We start from the raw sequence: 18,463 nt of genomic DNA, 5'->3' as shown, positions 1-18,463 counted from the left end.
AATCCGGAACACCCCTTCGGTGATCAGCCTCGAGTGGGGTGCGATTGCGGAGTCAGCACGACGTCAGGGTCTCCGCGACCGCCGCCCCTCTCGGGCGTTCGTGGTCAGGCCTTCGTGCGCTCCGCGGAACGGCGACGCGCGAAACCGGCGAACAGCAGGCCGAGGACGGCGAGCAGGCCCGCTCCCCCGACGAGGAGCGAGACATCCGCACCCGTTGCCGGGAGGGAGCCCGAGCCGTTCGAGGCCACCGGGGTGCCGGCTGCCGGCGCCGGGTCGACACCCGGGGCGGTCGGCAGAGGCGTGGCACCGTCGGTGGGCACCGGCGTGGGCTCGGGGGCGACAACGGCCGTGTCGACCGAGAAGGCGACACCCGCCGAGTAGGCCGAGACCTGCGAACCGTCGGTCTGCAGGGCGTAGGCCAGGAAGTCACCGTCGGGGAGACCCGTGAAGGTCACCGAGAAGGAGCCGTCGGCACCCGCGGTCGTCTGCCCGAAGACCCAGCCGGCTGCCGGGTCGAAGGGGACGTCGGCGGCGGCCTGGTCGGCCGAGGTCGACGACGAGCTCTTGGCGGCGGCCGGAGTGGCCTGGGCCTTGCGCGTGACGGGTCCCTCGGGGAACTTGACCGAGTCGTACAGCTCGACCTGGACCGTGGCGCCGGGGGCACCCTTTCCGGTCACGGTGACGGAATCGGCCGTGACGACCTGGTCGACCGTCGGGGCGGCCAGCGTGGGAGCCGCGAGCGTGAACGCCGTCATGGTGACGGTCGCCGTCTTGCCCGAGGTGCCCGTTGCGGTCAGCGGGTATTCGCCGTCGGCCGCACCCGCGGGCAGGTTGACCGAGGTGTTGACGCGACCGAGCGCATCGGCGGCGACGGTCTTGGCGACCTGCGTGCCGACCGTGAAGGTGACCTGCTCGTCGGGCTGGAAGCCGTCGGCGACGACACCGAAGAGCGTGCCGGGCTTGACGCGCTTCGACTGGACGCCGATGCTCGCCTCGGTGGCCGCACCCGGTGCGACACCGGCGGCGGCGGACGCGTTGACCATGCCCGCACCGTAGAAGTCGCGGGGCTCGGCGCAGCGCGCGTCACCCGTGGGGCAGGCGAGCGGCGTGGCCTGGCTCTTCAGCAGCTGCTCGAGCTGGGCGGGCGTCGCGGACGGGTTGGTGGCCGCGAGGAGAGCGGCGACACCGGCGACGTGCGGGGATGCCATCGACGTGCCGTTCTTGCTGCCGTAGATGTCGCCGGCCGCGTTCTCGGTGATGGTCGACCAGATGCCCGAACCGGGGGCGGCGACGTCGATCTTGTCACGGCCGTAGTTCGAGAAGGAGGACTTCGAGATGGCGCCGGTCGACGGCGTCAGGGCGAGCGACGCGACCGAGACGACACCCTCGACCTCGGTCGGGATGTCGAGGCACCCGGCGTTGATCGGGCGGTCGGGCACGGGCGTGGTGTCGTTGGGGCTGTCGGTGTCGATCGTCTTATTGGCGAGGTCGTAGTCCGAGTTGCCGGCGGCGGCCACGTTCAGGACGCCCTGGTCGGTGGAGTACTCGACCGCGCGACGGACGGCCTCGAGGCCGGCCTTCTGGTCGGCGGCGTCGGTGCACCAGAACTGCCACGGGTCGACGTAGTAGCTGTGGTTCGCCACGTCGATGCCGTGGGTTGCGGACCACATGAAGCCGCAGATGGCGTATTCGGGGTAGATGAAGCCGTCATCGCTGACGACCTTCACTGAGGCGAGCTTGGCGCCGGGGGCGACACCCACGACACCCGCGCCGTTGTCGGCGGCCGCGATGGTGCCGGCGACGTGCGTTCCGTGGTCGCTCGTGGTGGGGACCCAGGCGGACTGCGCCGTGTTGGGCACACCGTTGGTGGTGCAGCCGACGGATGCCGCGGCATCCACCTGATTGGCCAGGTCGGGGTTGGTGATGTCGATGCCGGAGTCGACGACGCCGACGAGAACGCCGTCGCCCGTCTCGGCACCGTGGGCGCTGATCGAGCCGATGGCGACCTGATCCCACTGGTTGCCCTCGGTCGGGATGCCGGGAATGGCGTCTTCGACACTCGGCTGGTGGATCGACAGCGTTCCGGGCGTGCCGGTAGCGGCACCCTCGGTAACGGGGGCCGTGCGCGTGGGACCGGCGGACTCGATGCCGGCCGCGGCCTGCACCGTGCCCTGGAAGGCGGCGCTCGTCGACTGCGCGACCGTGACGCCGATCTCGGGATAGGTCATGACGACCGTGCCGCCGGCTGCCGTGACGGCGGCTGTTGCGGCGGCGATGCCCTCAGCCCCCGTCGCGGTGTTGACGACGTAGTTCATGAGTTCGCCGTCCTTGACCGCGACGGCGGTCGGGGCGGCGGCTGCGGTGGTGGTCAGTTGTGCGCCGGTGGTCGCCGTGCCGGCGAAGGCGCCCGTTGCCGGTGCCAGGCACAGGGCCCCCGCCACCGCAAAAGTCAGCGCGCCTGAGGCGAGCCGAGATTTTCGTTCAATCTTCACTGATGTTCCCCTCGGAAGAGCCGCACACCGTGCGCGGCATCCCCCCACAATAGGGGGCATCGTGTTACGGATGTGTTGCGAATTCTTCACGAAGCGAGACGGATGTTCACCCCCGGTTGGGTGTCATACCGGAATGATGCTCGGATGCTGCGACGAACCAGCGAATTCCGCTCATGCGAGCCCCGCGGGAGCCCGCGGATGTCGGGTGGGAGCGGCTCGGAATCCGACCGTCGGTCGGGCGACTGGCGACCTCGCCGACGATCAGACGAAGCGCACGGCCGCCTGCAGGCGCGTGCGCACCTCGAACGATTCGGTGCCGCCCACGATCGGCGTGTCGGCCGATCCGGCTCGCAGGAAATGCGGGAGGCGCGACCGACCGAGCACGAAGGCCTCGGGAGAACGCGCGCGGCCGACCTCTTCGAACTCGCTCTCGAGCGAGCCGTCGGGCACGATGATGGCGACGCCCGTGAACTTGACCCGGGCCGTGCGCCCGAGCGCGCGCGCCGAGCGCACGAGGGAGCGCACAGGCTGCTCTCGGTCGCCGAAGTTCTCGCCCGTGACCTCTCCGCGCGATACGGACACGCTGCCGCCGCGATCTTCCGAACGCAGGGCGTAGAGACCCGTGGGGCCGAGCACGACGTGGTCGATCTTGTCTTCGTCGCGGCCGGGGTCGACATCGTTCCACACGGTGAACCCGATGCCGAGGTCGGCGAGCACGACCGAGGTCTCCTCCTCGGCGATCGCCTTCGCAAGTGTGAGGCGGATCTCGAGCGGCGCCGAGCGCACGAGCGCGGGATCGTAGGGGTCGGGGAGGTCGGGCCCACGGCCGGCCCACTCGCGGATGAGGCGCAGGTAGGTCTCGCGCGCGGCGCCGCCCGGGTGGCCGTAGAGGCGGGCCCGGGGACGCGTGTGCTGCTGGCGGCTGGTGCTGCCCGAGCCCGACGCCCACGTGGACGACGAACCGTCGGTTGGCCAAGCGGCCGAACCGCTCGGCGACGAGGCACCGCGGTCGTAGGCGGCGCGATCGGCGGGGTCGCCCACCTTCTGCCAGGCGCGCTGCACGGCCGCGAACCGCACGGCGTCTCCCCCGGTGTCGGGATGTGTCTCGCGCAGTTTGCGGCGGTAGGCCCGGCGCAACTCGTCGTGGTCGGCCGTCGGCGCGACGCCGAGCACCTGGTAGGGCGTGACCTGAGCGGGTGACTCGGGCATCAGGTCGTCCTCCGGGGTGGGTGCGCGGCTGGCTTTCCGGATGGGCTTCGTCGAGGATGCGCGCGGTGCGTGCCGCAGAGACGGGGGCCGTGAGAGCCGCTCGGCCGCCGCGGCGCTCGCGAAAAACGATACCGGGCGAAACTGGCGGCCCGGTGACAGGAGGGCCCTCGGCATCCGGTTCTCAGGATGCTTGCAGCGAACGTGCGGTTGCGGGATGCCTAGTCGCGGTGCGGCGAGTTATCCGGATCGGACGCCCCCGAAGCGGCGGCGTCGGCCGGCGAGGCGTCCCCCGCATCGACATTGTCGTGAGCACTCTCGCCGCCGGCGTGTGGGCTCGCGGCCGAAACGACGTCCGAGCCACTCGGAACGGGGGCAGGAGCCGAACCCGCACCGTGCACGCTGCCGCGCCCGGGCACCGGGAGTCGTCGGAGTAACCCGCTCAAGAAACCGGCCGGCTCGCGCTCGATCGGCGCCTCGACCTCGAGTCCGTAGTACTCGCCGATGTGGTCGACGAACTGGGCGCGGCGCGCGCGCTCGTAGGCGCGCTGTTCGCGACCGAAGGCCAGAGCGGTCGACCAACACATCAGGAGCATGATCACGCTGAACGGCAGCGCGATGATGATGGCCGCCGTCTTGAGCGCGTTGAGCCCGCCCGAGAGCAGCAGGGCGATGGCGAGCAGGGCGGTCGTGAGCGTGAAGAACACGCGCACCCAGCGCTTCGGCTCGACCTGGCCGCCCGAGGCGATCATGCCCATGACGAGGGAGCCGGAGTCGGCGGACGTGACGAAGAAGATTCCGATGAGGAGGATGGCGCCGACCGTCAGGACGGAGCCCGCGGGCAACTGGCCGAGCATCTCGAAGAGGGAACCCTCGACATCCACCTGGCCGTCGGCACCGACGAGACCACCGGGGCCTTGCAGCTCGGAGTAGATGGCCGTGCCGCCCAAGACGCTGAACCACAGGCACGTGATGATCGTGGGCACCAGGATGACACCCGCGACGAACTGGCACACGGTGCGGCCACGCGAGATGCGCGCGATGAAGATGCCGACGAAGGGCGCCCACGAGATCCACCAGCCCCAGTAGAACGTGGTCCACGCGGCCTGCCAAGCCTCGCCCTCGGCACCCGAATAGGCGCTCGTGTTGAACGACAGCGCCACGAAGTTCTGGATGTAGCCACCCATCGACTGCACGAAATCGCGCAGCAGGAACTGGGTCGGCCCGACGATCAGGAGGAAGAGCACGAGGAGGGCCGCCAGGATGAGGTTGAAGTTGGACAACCACTTCATACCTTTGTTCACACCAGACAGCACCGAGAACAACACGACGCCCGTGATGACGACGATGAGGCCGATCTCGAGCAGCTGCGACGGTTCGACCACGCCCGTGCTCTCGAGACCCGCCGCGATCTGCAGCACGCCGAGGCCGAGCGACGTCGCGACACCGAAGAGCGTGCCGACGAGGGCGACCACGTCGATGGCGTTGCCCCAGCCGCCGCGCACGCGTTTGCCGAGCAACGGTTCGAGGGTCCACCGGATCGACATGGGGCGCTTGCGGCGGTGGATGGCGTAGGCCAGCGCCAGGCCGATCACGACGTAGATCGACCACGCGTGCACGCCCCAGTGCAAGAACGTCTGGGACATCGCCGACTGAGCGAGTTGCGTCTCGGTGCCGGTGACTCCGGGGCGCGGGCTCGCGAAGTGGCTGAGTGGCTCGCTGACGCCGTAGAAGACGAGGCCGATGCCCATACCGGCGGCGAAGAGGAGCGAGAACCAGGAGCCGAGCGAGAACTCGGGTTTGTCGTCATCCTGACCCAGTTTGATGTCGCCGTAGCGGGAGAAACCGACCCAGAGGCTGAAGACCACGAAGATCGTGGCGATGAGCACGTAGTACCAACCGAAGTTGGCGACGATGCTCGACTGGATGGCCCCGAAAGCCGATTCGGCGGCGGTCGGTGCGAGCATGGCGAACGCCACGAACACGATCACGATCGCCGCGGCGGGCCAGAACACCCACCGATGGATCGAGGGCGGCGTCTTCTGGTCAGGAGTCGTCGTGTTCGAGGGCATCAGAGGAGCCTAACAATCGGGGCGGCGCACGTCACATCGGGGCGGGATGCCGCGGCGCGTCGCGAGTGGGGCGTGCGGCGTGGGGGCTTCGCGGCGGTGCGGGAGCGCCCCGGACTGCGAAGAGTCCGGGGCGGAACGGGCTATTCGGCGTCGAGGTCGGTTTCGAGCAGCTGCGCGAGCTCCTCGAGTGCGGCTTCGGCGCCGTTGCCCTCGGCCTTCAGCGTGACGACGTCGCCGTTGGCGGCGCCCAGGCTCATGATCGAGAGGATGCTCGACGCGTCGAGGTCGTCGCTGCCCTTGGCGGCGATCGTGACCTCGACCGGCTGGCGGTTGACGGCGTCGATGAAGAGCGACGCGGGGCGGGCGTGCAGTCCCACGCGGCTGGCGATGGTGGCTTGGCGTTCGGCCATGGTGTTCTCCTCAGGTGCGGATGGTGCGGATGCTGCGGACGAGTGGTCAGAGACCGAGCGTCTCGAGAATGGGGAGGTGCTCGCGCGCGATGCGGCGGGCTTCGGCGGCTGTCGGCGCGCCGACGACGGCGGCCGCGATGGTCTGCGCCTCGTCGAGCGTGACCGAGCGCAGCACCGTGGAGACGGCCTGGATGGCGCGGGACGTCATCGAGAGCGTGGTGACGCCGAGCCCAACGAGCACGACCGCGAGGGCCGGATCGGCCGCGGCCTCGCCGCACACGCCGACCGGTTTGCCCGAGGGGGCGGAATCTGACGCCGAGCCCGCACCCGTTGCGGTGCCAACCGCTGCGCGACCCGCCTGGCCCACGTGCTGCACGAGCTGCAGAACGGCGGGCTGCCACGGGTCGTTGAGCGCGGAGAGGGAGCCGAGCTGACGGTCGGCGGCCATCGTGTACTGCGTGAGGTCGTTGGTGCCGAGGCTCACGAAGTCGGCGGTGGCGAAGATGTGCGCGGCGGTCAGAGCGGCCGACGGAACCTCGATCATGACGCCGTTGGTGGGGAGCCCCGCCTCGCGGCAGAGACCCACGAAGTCGGCGGCCTCATCGGCCGTGGCGATCATGGGGGCCATGACCCAGACATCCGCGTTCTCGGCCTCGCGCGCGGTCTGGATGGCGCGCAACTGGTTGACGAGCACCTGACGCTTCTCGAGCGAGGTGCGGTAGCCACGGATGCCGAGCGCCGGGTTGGGCTCGTCGTCGTTCGTGAGGAAGGCGAGGGGTTTGTCGGCGCCCGCGTCGAGCGTGCGCAACACGACCTTCTTGCCGGGGAACGCGGCGAAGACGGCGCGGTAGTCGGACACCTGCTCCTCGACGGAGGGTTCGGTGTCACGGCCGAGGAAGAGGAACTCGGTGCGGAACAGGCCGACGCCCTGCGCGTTGGCGTCGACCGCCGCCGCCGCATCCTTCACGCCGCCGATGTTGGCGAGCAAGGCGACTTCGTGGCCGTCGGACAGGCGGCCCGTACCGTCGAAGGGCACGAGGGCCTCGGACTGGCGGGCCGCGAGCTCGGCGTCGGCGCGTTCGGCATCGGACGGGTCGAGGATGACGCGGCCACGGGTTCCGTCGACGTAGACCTCGCTGCCGTCGGCCAGTGTCGTGGCCTGCGACGCCGCGACGACGGCGGGGATGCCGAGGGCGCGCGCCAGGATGGCGGTGTGCGACTGGGGGCCGCCGTCGCTCGTGACGAGCGCGATGACCTGGGCCGGATCGAGCGTTGCCGTGTCGGCCGGGGCGAGGTCGACGGCGACGAGCACGTAGGGGTGGCCGGGGTTCGGCAGGCCGGGTGCCGAGACTCCGCGGAGGGCCGCCACCAGGCGGGCGCGCACGTCGTAGACGTCTTGCGCGCGCTCCCCCATGTAGCCGCCGAGGGCCGCAAACTGTTCGGCGATGGACGTTCCCGCCTCCCAGACGGCGCGTTCGGCGCTGCGGCCGTCGTCGAGCAACTTCTTCGCCGCCTTGGCGAGCGTAGGGTCGGAGGCCATGAGCGCCGTCGCCTCGAGCACGTCGCGCGCGTCGCCCGAGACGGTGGCGGCGCGGGCCGTGAGCTCGGCCTGGACGGTGGCTGCGGCATCCGTGATGCGGGCGTATTCGTCGTCGATGCTGCGACCCGGAGCGGCCTTCTCGGCCGGATCGGGGGCCTCGACGGGAGGGGCCATGCGGGCGACCGGACCGATGACGCGGCCGGGGCTGACGCCCACACCCGTGATCTCGGAGCCCGACGCGGCGGACTCGGGGGCGGCGGTTGCGTCGGCGGCGCCGGATGCCGACGCTGATGCCGCGGATGGAATGGTCGTGTTGCTCATAGTCGGGTCCTCGCAAGAGTGGTGCGGGCGGATGCAGCGGCTCGCGGCATCCGCCCTAGGAGTTTAGGCCGCGGGGGCCGGTTCGCGCACGGAGCCGGAGGCGGCCGAGACACCCGCGCCCGTGCCATCCGCTGCCACCGTGGGACGCTTGCGCACCCACCGCTTCAGCGCGATGACGGCCAGCGCCGAGACGATCATGCCCACCAGGACGGCGACCAGGAACATGCCGAAGTTGCCGATGGCGAAGAACACGAACACACCGCCGTGGGGGGCCTGCGATGTGACACCCGTGGCCATGATGATGGCACCCGTGGTCGACGCCCCGAGGATGGAGGCCGGGATGACGCGCAGGGGGTCGACGGCCGCGAACGGAATCGCGCCCTCGGAGATGAAGGCCAGACCGAGCGCCCAGGCCGCCTTGCCGTTCTCGCGTTCGACGGCCGTGAAGAGCTTGCGGTCGAGCACAGTGGCGAGAGCGAGAGCGAGCGGCGGAACCATACCGGCCGCCATGACGGTGGCCATGATCTGCCAGGGGGCTTCGTTCGACAGGCTGCCGGCGCCGAGACCCGCGACGGCGAAGGAGTAGGCGACCTTGTTGATGGGGCCACCCAGGTCGACGGCCATCATGGCGCCGAGGATGATTCCGAGCACGACGGCCGACGCACCGGTCAGCGAGCTGAGCCACGTGTTCAGGCCCGTCGTGAGCGCGGCGATCGGGCCGCCCAGCACCACGACCATGAGGCCGGACGCCACGATCGAACCGACGAGCGGGATGATGACGACGGGCATGAGGCCGCGCAGCCAGCGGGCCACCTTGAGGCGTCCGAGGGCGTAGGCGATGCCACCGGCCAGCAGACCACCCGCGAGACCACCGATGAAACCGGCGCCCATGAGGAGCGATACGGCACCGGCCGTGAAACCGGGCGCGATGCCCGGACGGTCGGCGATGGCGTAGGCGATGTAACCCGCGAGGGCCGGCACGAGGAACGCGATCGACGCGTTGCCGATGGCGAAGAAGACTGCGCCCAGGTAGTAGAGCAGGCCCTGCTCGGGCAGGTTGAAGACGCTGTTCTGCACGATGATGTCTTTCGCGACATCGCTGATCTGGTATCCGCCGAAGAGGAAACCGAGGGCCATCAACAGGCCACCGCCCGCGACGAACGGGATCATGTAGCTGACACCCGTGAGCAGCCAGCGCTTGAGCTTCTGGCCGAAGTGCTCGTCGATGCCGCCCTGGTCGGCGGAGGCGTCGGAACCGGCGGCACCGGCGCCGGCACCCGGGACGCGTCGCGCGTTCGGGTCGGTGGCGGCGGCGAGAGCCTCTGCGACCATCTCGTCGGGTTCGTCGATGCCGCGCTTGACGGGCGCCTGGATGACCGGTTTGCCGGCGAAGCGAGCCCGGTCGCGCACGTCGACGTCGACCGCGAAGACGACGGCCGAGGCGCGCTCGATGAGTTTCGGGTCGAGCGGCGTGGCGGCCGACGAGCCCTGCGTCTCGATGTGCAACTCGACACCCGCGCGTTCGGCCGCGGCGACGAGGGAGTCGGCGGCCATGTAAGTGTGCGCGATACCCGTGGGGCAGGCCGTGACACCGACGAGGAGGGGCTTCTCGGCGGGGGCCGTCGTGGCAGCCGCCGGGGCAGAAGCGGGCGCGGCCTGGTCGGTCGAGGTGGCGGCCGCGGCGGGGGCCGCGTGCGCCGGTCCCGAGTTCGATGCGGCGGCGGTCGATGCGGCAGCGGGTGACGCGGATGCCGCGGCTGCGGCATCCGGGCTCGCTGCGGGCTTGTCAGCGACGGCACCCTCGACGAGCGACACGATCTCGGCGGGCGTTTCGGCCTGGCGCAGGGCTGCCGTGAAGTCCTTCTTGATGAGCGACCGGGCCAGCTTCGACAGCAGCGCGAGGTGGGTCTGGTCGGCACCGTCGGGCGCCGCGATGAAGAAGATGAGGTCGGCGGGACCGTCCTTGGCGCCGAAGTCGACGGCGGGGTTCGGGCGGGCCATGGCGAGGGTCGGCGTATTGACGGCCGTCGAGCGGCAGTGCGGGATAGCGATGCCGCCCGGGATGCCGGTGTCGGTCTTGCCCTCGCGCTCCCACGCATCGGCGTAGAGGGCGTCGACGTCGGACGCGCGACCGGCGTCGACGACGAGCGCGGCGAGGGCGCGGATGACCTCGGAACGCTCGGCACCGAGGTTCACGTCGAGCAGCACCAGGGACGGTGTGATCAGATCGGACATGGGGACAATCTCCTTACTGGAGTCCGGCGGCGATGCGCGGAATCGGGCTGACGACGATGTCGCCGGGGTGGGTCTGTTCGGGTGAGGGCACGGTCGAACCGGGCAGGGATGCGGCCGCCGCGCCGTGCGCGACCGCCTGGGCGAGCGCTTCGGGGGCCGAGGCGCCGTTCGTGAGGGCGTAGAGGAAACCGGCCAGCGACGAGTCGCCGGCGCCGACCGTCGAGCGCGCCGTGATGCGCGGGGCGGGGGCGAACCACGAGCCGTCGCGCGTGACGAGCACGGCGCCGCGCGAACCGAGCGTGCAGAGGACGGCTCGCACGCCCCCGTGGTCGTCGCAGCGCGGGGTGCCGTCGGGCGAGAATCCGGGGGTGTGCACGTGACCGTCGCGGGACGGTGCCGACGCCGAGGATTCGATGAGTCGCCAGGCGGCGGCGGCCGCTGCGGCGGGGTCGGCCTCAAAGGAGTCCTCGTCGCCCTCCCCCGTGACCTCGGCCAGTTCGGCGGCGTTCGGTTTGATGAGGTCGATGCGGTGGCCCGAGGAGACGAGCGCCTCGAACGGGGCGCCCGAGCCGTCGACCGCGACGAAGGGACGGGTGGGCGCGGCATCCACGGCGCTCAGCACGTCGACATAGAAGTCGTCGCCCGCACCGGGGGGCACCGAGCCGGCCAGAACGAGCCAGCGAGCGGATGCGGCGTGCCCGGCCACGAGCGCCACGAGCTCGGCGCGCGCCTCGACGCTCAACCGCGGCCCGGGCTCGTTGATTTTCGTCGTCGTTCCGTCGGGTTCGGTCAGCGTGAGGTTGGAACGGAGCGGCGCGCCGACGGGCACGTTCGCGACCTCGATGCCGAGCGCCCGCACGGCGACGACGAGCGCATCGTCGTCGTCGCCCGGCAACACCGCGACGGTGTCGAGGCCCGAGGCCTGCACGGCGCGGGAGACGTTGACGCCCTTGCCGCCCGGCTCCTGGTGCGAGGTCAGCGCGCGCTGCACGTCACCGCGGGCGAGGGGGGCGCCCAACTCGACCGTGCGGTCGAGGGACGGGTTGGCCGTGAGCGTGACGATCATGCGAGCACCGTTTCTACGTCGGCGAGGCCCAGCGCGTCGTCGAGATCGGCGGGCAGCGCGGCATCCGTGATGAGGGTGTCGAGGTGGTCGAGGTCGGCGAAACGGAAGAGCGCCTCCTCGCCCACCTTCGTCGAGTCGACGAGCGCCACGACACGTCGGGCGCCGCGGACGATGGCGGCCTTGACGGCACCCTCGAGTTCGTCGGGCGTGGAGAGGCCGAAGTCGGCGCTCAGACCGTTGGCGCCGATGAAGGCGATATCGGGGCGGATGCGCGACAGCTCGTCGACTGTCGACGTGCCGACCGCGGCGCTCGTGATGCCGCGCACGCGACCGCCGACGAGGTGCAGCTCGAGGTGCGGGCTCTGGTGCAGCACGGCCGCGATGGGCACCGAGTTGGTGATGACCGTGAGGGTCTGCGATTCGGAGACGGGGGTCCATTCGGCCAGAAGTTCGGCGAGGCGGCCCGTTGTCGTGCCCGCGTCGAGCACGATCGAACCCGAGAACGTGGGCGGCAGCATGCGGAAGGCGGCGTGGGCGATGGCGTCCTTGGCTTCGCTCCGCTGCTCCTGCCGCACGGCGATGCTCGACTCGGCCACGGTCGTGCGGTCGGCCGTGACGGCTCCCCCGTGCACGCGGCGCAGCAGGCCGGCGGCTTCGAGCTGGTCGAGGTCGCGACGCACGGTCTCGGCGGTGACGTCGAAGCGGCGGGAGAGACCGGAGACCGAGACGCGGCCCGCGGTGTGCAGCACGTCGGTGATGAGTGCGTGTCGCTCTGCTTGATACATGTGTCGTCCTTGACGGTGTGTCGTGTGCGTCGGAGCTGCGGGTGACCGGGCGGTTTCGATGGGCCGAGCCGCTCGATCTGCGTTGGGGATGATTGTAGGCACGAAGATTCCTCGAATGCAACACAAACACAGATAGTCAGACATAAACCCACATCACCGGGATCGAAAAAGGCCCGCCATCCGAAGACGACGGGCCGGGGCGCGAGGTGCCGGGCGGCTCAGACCGGCCGCGCTCGACGGGGCGTTTCTGGGCGCCTCAACGGTCGGCCTTGATGACCGAGAGCACGTTGCCGGCGGGATCGCGGAACCACGCGATGTCCGGGCCGAAACCCTTTGCCACACCGCGCTCGTCCGTGCGGACGCCGGACAACTCGTCGTCGGCATAGATCTTCGTCACCACGCCGAGGTCGTTGAGCTCGGTCACCGCCCGGTCGACGTCGTGCACGGCGAAGTTCAACACCGTGAACTCGGCGGGCACATGCGTGGGTTTGGGATAGATGACGTGCTCGCCGCCACCCGGGAGTTGCACCATGAGGGTGTGCATCTCGGTGCGTTCGACCGCGAGGCCGAGGATGTCGCGATAGAACGTCTCGGCGGCGTCGATGTCGTCGACGCTGAAGCCACTGAAAGCCGCCTCGGTAGTGAACATGGGTTCTCCCTCGCTCGAAATCTTCCTGGTTATCCACAGATTGGCACTCACCGGTCGGGATGTCGAGGGTTCGCCCTAGGCTCGAAACATGCCCTCCGCCGAATCGTCTGCCGCCCCGTCCACCCCACCCGCCAGCTCGCCGCGAGCCGGTGTCGTTGCGGGTGAGGATGGGCTGCTCCGTCCCTATTGGGCGTCGGTCGATCCGCTCATGCGCGAGTACTACGACACCGAGTGGGGCATGCCCGTGCGCGACGAGCGCGGGCTCTACGAGCGGTTGACGCTCGAGGCGTTCCAGTCGGGGCTGTCGTGGGCGACGATCCTGCGCAAACGGCCGGGCTTTCGGGCGGCCTTCGAGGATTTCGACCCCGACGCGGTCGCGCTCTACGACGAGCACGATGTCGAACGGCTCATGCAAGACGCATCCATCGTGCGCAACCGCCTGAAGATTCTCGCCGCGATCACCAACGCGCGGGCGACCATCGCGCTGCGTGACGAGGGAGGGCTCGTCGACTTCGTCTGGTCGTTCCGGCCCGCCGAGACTCCCCGCCCCGCCACGATGGCCGAGGTGCCCACGACGTCGGCCGAATCCATCGCCCTGTCGAAGGCGCTCAAGAAGAAGGGTTTCGCCTTCGTCGGCCCCACCACCATGCACGCCCTCATGGAGGCCGTGGGCATCGTCGACACCCACCTCGTCGACTCCCACCGCCGAGGGAGCTCGGGCGTCTGGCTCCCGGCGTCTGACTCCCCCGCGAGGGGGAAATCTGGGCCTGAGAGCGCTGCAACTCCGCACACGAGCGCCATCCCGACCTAGGCTGACAGCGTGAGACGACGACGTGAAACCGGATTCCGTGCCCGCCTGACCGCCCTCATCGCCGTGACCGCCGGCGGTGTGCTCGCCCTGGCGGGCGCGACATCGGCCATGGCTGGCGGCCTGCACGCCTCCGATGACGACGACAACGTCTCGAACTTCACGTTCTCCCAGTTCGACGCGCGATATCTGGTCGATCAGGACGCCGACGGGTACTCCACGCTCGACGCCACCGAGACCTTCGTCGCCGAATTCCCCGACTTCGACCAGAACAAGGGCATCATCCGAGCGATCCCCGAGACGTATGAGGGCGTGCCGCTCGATACGACCGTCGAATCCGTGGTCGACGCGAGCGGCCAAGACGTGCCCTACGAGCTCGACAGCGAAGACGGGTTCGTCACGCTCGCGCTCGGCACCGACGACTATGTGCGCGGACAGCAGACCTACGTCATCCACTACACGCAGAAGAACGTGGTCGGCACCTTCGAGAACACCGACGCCGACGAGTTCTACTGGGATATGCCGGGCACGGGATTCGCGCAACCGTTCGCCGAGGCATCCGCGACCGTGGAAATCGCTCCCGGCCTCGTGGACAGCCTCACGGGCAATAGCGCCTGCTACGTCGGCAACCAGGGTTCGACCGACGACTGCGCGCTCACCGAACAGGCGACGGGCAGTGGCACGACCTTCACGATCGCACCCCAGCAGCTTCAGCCGTCGAGCACATTCACCGTGGCCATCGGTTTCGACAAGGGCACGTTCACGCAGCCCGTCCGCCCGGCCACGCTGCCCGTCTTCACCGTCGTTCCGGGCACCGTCACCGGAATCGGAGTGGTCGTGGCGGGCATCGCCGGTCTGCTGCGCCGTCGCAGCACGCGCGACAACGCCGGCCGCGGCACGATCATCCCGCAGTACAGCGAGCCCGAAGATCTCGACCTCTACACCGCCAGCAACCTCATCGGCAAGGAATCCAAGGCCACGTCGGCCCAGATCATCCGCCTGGCCGTGCGGCGCAATGTGCGCATCATCCAAGACCGCGACGCGCAGAACGAGCACGGCACGGGCGACGGGTTCCTCGTCGAATACATCGGCGCCGACGGGGCGACCGAGACCGACCTCACCACCCTGCGCATCCTCTTCGGCGACCTCGTGCCCGGGGCCGTGTGCGATCTCGGGGTGAAGAGCGAGTCGCTGACGACCGCGCTCAACGCGCTGCAGTCGAAAGCCGCTTCGAAGGCCAAGGCCGCCGGTTATCGGCGCCGCGCCCACGTGGCCGGGGCGGCGCTCCTCCGCATCGGGGCCGGAATCATCGCCGTCGCGGGCGCGGTCATCATGATCGCCGGTCTCGCCAGCTACGGCAGCAACGCATGGACCGTCATTGGCGGGTTCGGCGGTGTCATCCTCTTCATCCTCACGATCGTGCTCACCTCCCCGCGCGAAGCGCTCACGGCCGAAGGCGCCGAACGCCGCGACTACCTGCTCGGCATGAAGGAGTACCTGACGCTCGCCGAGGCCGACCGGTTCCGTGTGCTGCAGAGCCCGCAGGGAGCCGAGCGCGTCGACGTGGGCGACAACCGGCAGGTGCTCAAGGTGTACGAGAAGCTGCTGCCCTATGCCGTGCTGTGGGATGTCGAAGAAAATTGGGCCGACGCGCTCAGCGCCTACTACGCCCAGGCCGGCTACGCACCCGATTGGTATGCCTCGAACGCCGGATTCAACGCCGCCCTGTTCCACGCCAACATCGCCAGCATGAGCGCCACCACGGTCGCCGGGTCGAGCGCCTGGTCGTCGTCCGGAGGAAGCAGCTCGTTCGGCGGCTCCATGGGCGGAGGCTTCGCCGGGGGTGGCGGGGGCGGCGGAGGCGGAGGCGGGCGCTAAACCGCGCATTCTCCCCCGTCCGTCCAGACCACGCGCAAACCGGCCCCGCTCTTCGGCGATGTATCGAAGAGCGGGGCCGGTGAGGGTTAACGCGTGGCCTGTATCGCGCCGCAGGGCGGCGCCGGGCCGGACCGAGCTGCGCTGGGCTGGGGCGCGCCGGGGCTAGCGGTAGGTCGAAGCCATACCGGCGGCGTCGTAACGGGTGCCGGCCGCCGCACCGCGCGGCGCGACATCCTCGATGGATTTCAGCTCCTCCGGCGACAACACGATCTCGGCCGCTGCGGCGTTCTCCTCGAGGAACGTGCGGCGCTTCGTGCCCGGGATCGGCACGACGTTCTGCGCGAACAACCACGCCAGGGCCAGCTGCGACGGCGTGACATCCTTGGCCTCTGCCAGCTCGGTCAGGCGATCGACCACCCGCAGGTTGCCCTGGATGTTCTCCTCGCTGAAACGCGGCAGGTTCTTGCGGAAGTCGTCGTCCGGGAAGTCGGCGACGCTGCGGATCTGACCCGACAGGAAACCGCGTCCGAGCGGCGAATAGGCGACGAAACCGATGCCCAATTCGCGCACCGTGTCGAGCACGCCGTTGGCCTCGGGCTCACGCTCGAACAACGAATACTCGGTCTGGAGCGCCGTGATCGGGTGCACGGCGTGGGCGCGGCGGATCGTGTCGGGCGCCGCCTCGGACAGGCCGATGTAACGCACCTTGCCCTCGGCCACGAACTCGGCCATGGCACCGACAGTGTCCTCGATGGGGACGTTCGGGTCGACGCGGTGCAGGTAGTAGAGGTCGATGACATCCGTGTTCAGGTGCTTCAGCGAACGCTCGAGAGCCGTGCGCGCATACTCGGGCGAACCGTTGACGGCGCGGCGCTCGGGGCCGTTCTCGCCCACCACCACCTCGCTGCCGAACTTCGTGGCGATCTGGATCTCGTCGCGGCGCGAACCCAGCGCTGTGGCGATGAGCTGCTCGTTGAGGAACGGGCCATAGATCTCGGCCGTGTCGATGAACGTGACGCCCAAGTCGACGGCGCGGTTCAGGGTGGCGATCGACTCGACATCGTCGCGCGGCCCATAGAACGCGCTCATCCCCATGGCGCCGAAACCCTCGACGGGAACGACGAGGCCCTGGCTTCCCAGTGCAACAGTCTTCATGCGTGATCTACTTTCTCTCGATAGAACGCGATCTTGCGTTCGATGGCGGCGAGGTGATTCTGAACCTCCCGCAGTTCGTGGAGCACGCTCAACCGGTGGCCCTCTAACATCTCGAGCCGCTCGGACTCGTTGTCGGGCACGCGCGACAGGGCGACGAAACGCCGGATGTCGCGAATGGGCATGCCCGTGCGCCGCAGCATCACGAGGCTGCCGATCCACCGCAGGTCGGCCGCGTAATAGCGGCGCTGGCCCGACACCGAGCGCTCCGGCGAGGAGAGCGTCAAGCCCTCCTTCTCGTAGTAACGCAGGGTGTCGATGCTGAGCCCCGTGCGGGCGGCGACCTGGCCGATCGTCAAACCCTCGCTGGGGATGTCGGCGTCCAGATCGGCCGCGGGAGGGGCCAGTTCAGTTGTGCTCACGGGTCCAGCTTGCTCCCTGGAGTGCGCTCCAGGTCAAGCCGGGGTCGAACATTCCCGGTTGGCACTCAGAGCGACGCCTCCCGTGTGTAGCCCGTCTACTGGGGGTAGTCCGCGGGGCGCCCGCGACAAGCCGCCGACCTAGGCTGGAAGACGGGCACCACGCGGGTGCGCACGGCACGACGACGGAGGGGGCCCGGATGACGGACGAACCGGCCTCGGCACCGAACATCGCCCCGGCGCGACCCCTGACGCTGCGCGCACCGATCGAGCAGGCATCCGATTTCGACCGATTCGTGGCCGCCCTCACGGACCTGCGGCTGCCCGCGCGCGTCACCGACGAGGTGAACGGCAACGGCACCGGATTCGTGCACGGCACCATCCTCGTGTCGGAGGACGACGAACCGCTGCAGGCGGTGGCCGACGGCGTGACGCTGACGTGGCGGCCCGTCTCGGCGACGACCGTGAAGATCGCGCTGGCACGGGCCCTGAGCGGCACGGTGTACTTCGACGAGGTCGAGTACCACCTGGGCGACGAAAGCGAGGACGACGAGCGGACCTGCCCGCCCGCCACGGGCGTGCTCGAGAACTTCGTCTGGTGGACCCCCGAATTCGGCGAGATAGGCGGCATCTTGGCGCGCCGTGCCGGACAGCCGCTGCACCTCGTGCGCGACGGCGACACCGGGCTGTTCGCCCCGACCGGCTCGGCCGACGACGTCTTCGAATCGGGCGTCTGGGCGGCCGCCGGCTCGGTGGCCATGTGGCGGCAGGGCGGCAGCCGCGTGGCCGCCATCGGCGTGAAACGGGATGTGCTGCTGCACACGTGGGACCTAAACTGGCGCCGCCTCGACCCCGCGCCGCATCTGCGCGACGTGGACGGCCTCGCGGTCACGGACTACCTCGACCGGCTCGACGACACCGACCTCGACGCCGCCGACTGGTCAGATGCGTTGCGCCTCGACGCCGACCGCGCCCAGCAGCTGCGCATCCTGTTTCGCCGGGACGAGAGCGACGAGCGCACCTTCGCACGGCTGGCCGAGATCCTGTCTACTCCCCCGGCGCTTGCCGACGTGGCCGAGGGGCGGACCGGCGTCGACGAGTTGCCGGGTGCGACGATCACCCAGCCATCCTCGACCTGGTCGACCATCCGCCGCGCTATGAGCGAGGAACTGTCGGGCGACCGCTCGTCACCCGCGGCACCGCAGCCCCCGACCGGATGGGTGGGGCACCGGCAGCGGCGATCCGGGGCGTACATCGCGGTGGCGGCGCTGATCTTCGTCGCCCTCAGCGCCGTGCTGCTCGTGACGAAGATCGTCACGAGCAGCACGGACACCGTCTGGGTGCAGGCGCTTCTTCTCGTTGCGCTCGTCGCAGACGTCGCGTGGCCGCGGCGGCGAGATCGCGGCGACGAAAACGCCGCCTGATCGTCC

At 69.8% G+C, this 18,463-nt stretch carries 14 protein-coding genes; 3 read left to right on the top strand and 11 right to left on the bottom strand.

Going from position 1 to position 18,463, the window contains the following annotated elements; genetic code table 11:
* Nucleotides 1-104: 104 nt before the first annotated feature.
* The 9 genes from ALI44B_RS16270 to ALI44B_RS01810 all read right to left on the bottom strand — a co-directional run bounded on the left by ALI44B_RS16270 (nt 105) and on the right by ALI44B_RS01810 (nt 12,776).
* The gene (locus ALI44B_RS16270; RefSeq protein ID WP_238591987.1) at nt 105-2,492 is read right to left on the bottom strand and encodes a S8 family peptidase; all 2,388 of its coding nucleotides are present in this window, start codon (nt 2,490-2,492) and stop codon (nt 105-107) included.
* Between the two features lie 261 nt (nt 2,493-2,753).
* On the bottom strand, nt 2,754-3,701 hold the full coding sequence (locus tag ALI44B_RS01845; RefSeq protein ID WP_077053072.1) for a J domain-containing protein: 948 nt from the start codon (nt 3,699-3,701) through the stop codon (nt 2,754-2,756).
* A gap of 218 nt (nt 3,702-3,919) precedes the next feature.
* Nucleotides 3,920-5,770 (bottom strand): BCCT family transporter, encoded by a 1,851-nt coding sequence (locus ALI44B_RS01840; RefSeq protein WP_083709412.1) that lies wholly within the window; start codon nt 5,768-5,770, stop codon nt 3,920-3,922.
* A gap of 140 nt (nt 5,771-5,910) precedes the next feature.
* Nucleotides 5,911-6,180 carry an HPr family phosphocarrier protein gene (locus ALI44B_RS01835; RefSeq protein WP_077053071.1) on the bottom strand — a complete coding sequence of 90 codons (270 nt, stop codon included), beginning with the start codon at nt 6,178-6,180 and terminating at the stop codon, nt 5,911-5,913.
* A gap of 46 nt (nt 6,181-6,226) precedes the next feature.
* Nucleotides 6,227-8,041: a phosphoenolpyruvate--protein phosphotransferase gene (gene ptsP / locus ALI44B_RS01830; protein ID WP_083709410.1), complete on the bottom strand. Its 1,815-nt coding sequence runs from the start codon at nt 8,039-8,041 to the stop codon at nt 6,227-6,229.
* A gap of 63 nt (nt 8,042-8,104) precedes the next feature.
* Entirely contained in the window at nt 8,105-10,276 is a 2,172-nt protein-coding gene (locus ALI44B_RS01825; protein WP_077053070.1) for a PTS fructose transporter subunit IIABC, read from the bottom strand.
* 13 nt (nt 10,277-10,289) lie between these two features.
* Nucleotides 10,290-11,342, bottom strand: a complete 1,053-nt coding sequence (locus ALI44B_RS01820; RefSeq protein ID WP_077053069.1) for a 1-phosphofructokinase family hexose kinase — start codon at nt 11,340-11,342, stop codon at nt 10,290-10,292.
* Nucleotides 11,339-12,127 (bottom strand): DeoR/GlpR family DNA-binding transcription regulator, encoded by a 789-nt coding sequence (locus ALI44B_RS01815; protein ID WP_077053068.1) that lies wholly within the window; start codon nt 12,125-12,127, stop codon nt 11,339-11,341. The genes ALI44B_RS01820 and ALI44B_RS01815 overlap by 4 nt, the downstream gene beginning before the upstream one ends.
* Nucleotides 12,128-12,383: 256 nt before the next feature.
* Nucleotides 12,384-12,776, bottom strand: a complete 393-nt coding sequence (locus ALI44B_RS01810; protein ID WP_077053067.1) for a VOC family protein — start codon at nt 12,774-12,776, stop codon at nt 12,384-12,386.
* Between the two features lie 88 nt (nt 12,777-12,864).
* On the opposite strand from ALI44B_RS01810, the gene ALI44B_RS01805 reads away from it, so the two are divergent.
* Both ALI44B_RS01805 and ALI44B_RS01800 read left to right on the top strand, forming a co-directional pair.
* A complete protein-coding gene (locus tag ALI44B_RS01805) occupies nt 12,865-13,587 on the top strand; it encodes a DNA-3-methyladenine glycosylase I (RefSeq protein ID WP_077053066.1) in 723 nt (240 codons plus the stop codon).
* A gap of 9 nt (nt 13,588-13,596) precedes the next feature.
* Nucleotides 13,597-15,462 (top strand): DUF2207 domain-containing protein, encoded by a 1,866-nt coding sequence (locus tag ALI44B_RS01800; RefSeq protein ID WP_143458938.1) that lies wholly within the window; start codon nt 13,597-13,599, stop codon nt 15,460-15,462.
* A gap of 162 nt (nt 15,463-15,624) precedes the next feature.
* Here the strand turns inward: ALI44B_RS01800 and ALI44B_RS01795 are convergent, their stop codons facing one another.
* The gene (locus ALI44B_RS01795; protein ID WP_077053065.1) at nt 15,625-16,617 is read right to left on the bottom strand and encodes an aldo/keto reductase; all 993 of its coding nucleotides are present in this window, start codon (nt 16,615-16,617) and stop codon (nt 15,625-15,627) included.
* Nucleotides 16,614-17,036 carry a MerR family transcriptional regulator gene (locus ALI44B_RS01790; RefSeq protein WP_077053064.1) on the bottom strand — a complete coding sequence of 141 codons (423 nt, stop codon included), beginning with the start codon at nt 17,034-17,036 and terminating at the stop codon, nt 16,614-16,616. Before ALI44B_RS01790 ends, ALI44B_RS01795 begins: the two co-directional genes overlap by 4 nt.
* 197 nt (nt 17,037-17,233) lie before the next feature.
* Here ALI44B_RS01790 and ALI44B_RS01785 point away from each other — a divergent pair, with 197 nt between their 5' ends.
* On the top strand, nt 17,234-18,457 hold the full coding sequence (locus ALI44B_RS01785) for a hypothetical protein (RefSeq protein ID WP_077053063.1): 1,224 nt from the start codon (nt 17,234-17,236) through the stop codon (nt 18,455-18,457).
* Nucleotides 18,458-18,463: the final 6 nt, after the last annotated feature.

The organism is Leifsonia sp. ALI-44-B, from assembly GCF_001984125.1.
Classification (GTDB): Bacteria; Actinomycetota; Actinomycetes; order Actinomycetales; family Microbacteriaceae; genus Okibacterium.
The sequence above is the reverse complement of the archived record's forward strand: the minus strand, read 5'-3'. Positions and strand labels throughout refer to the sequence as shown.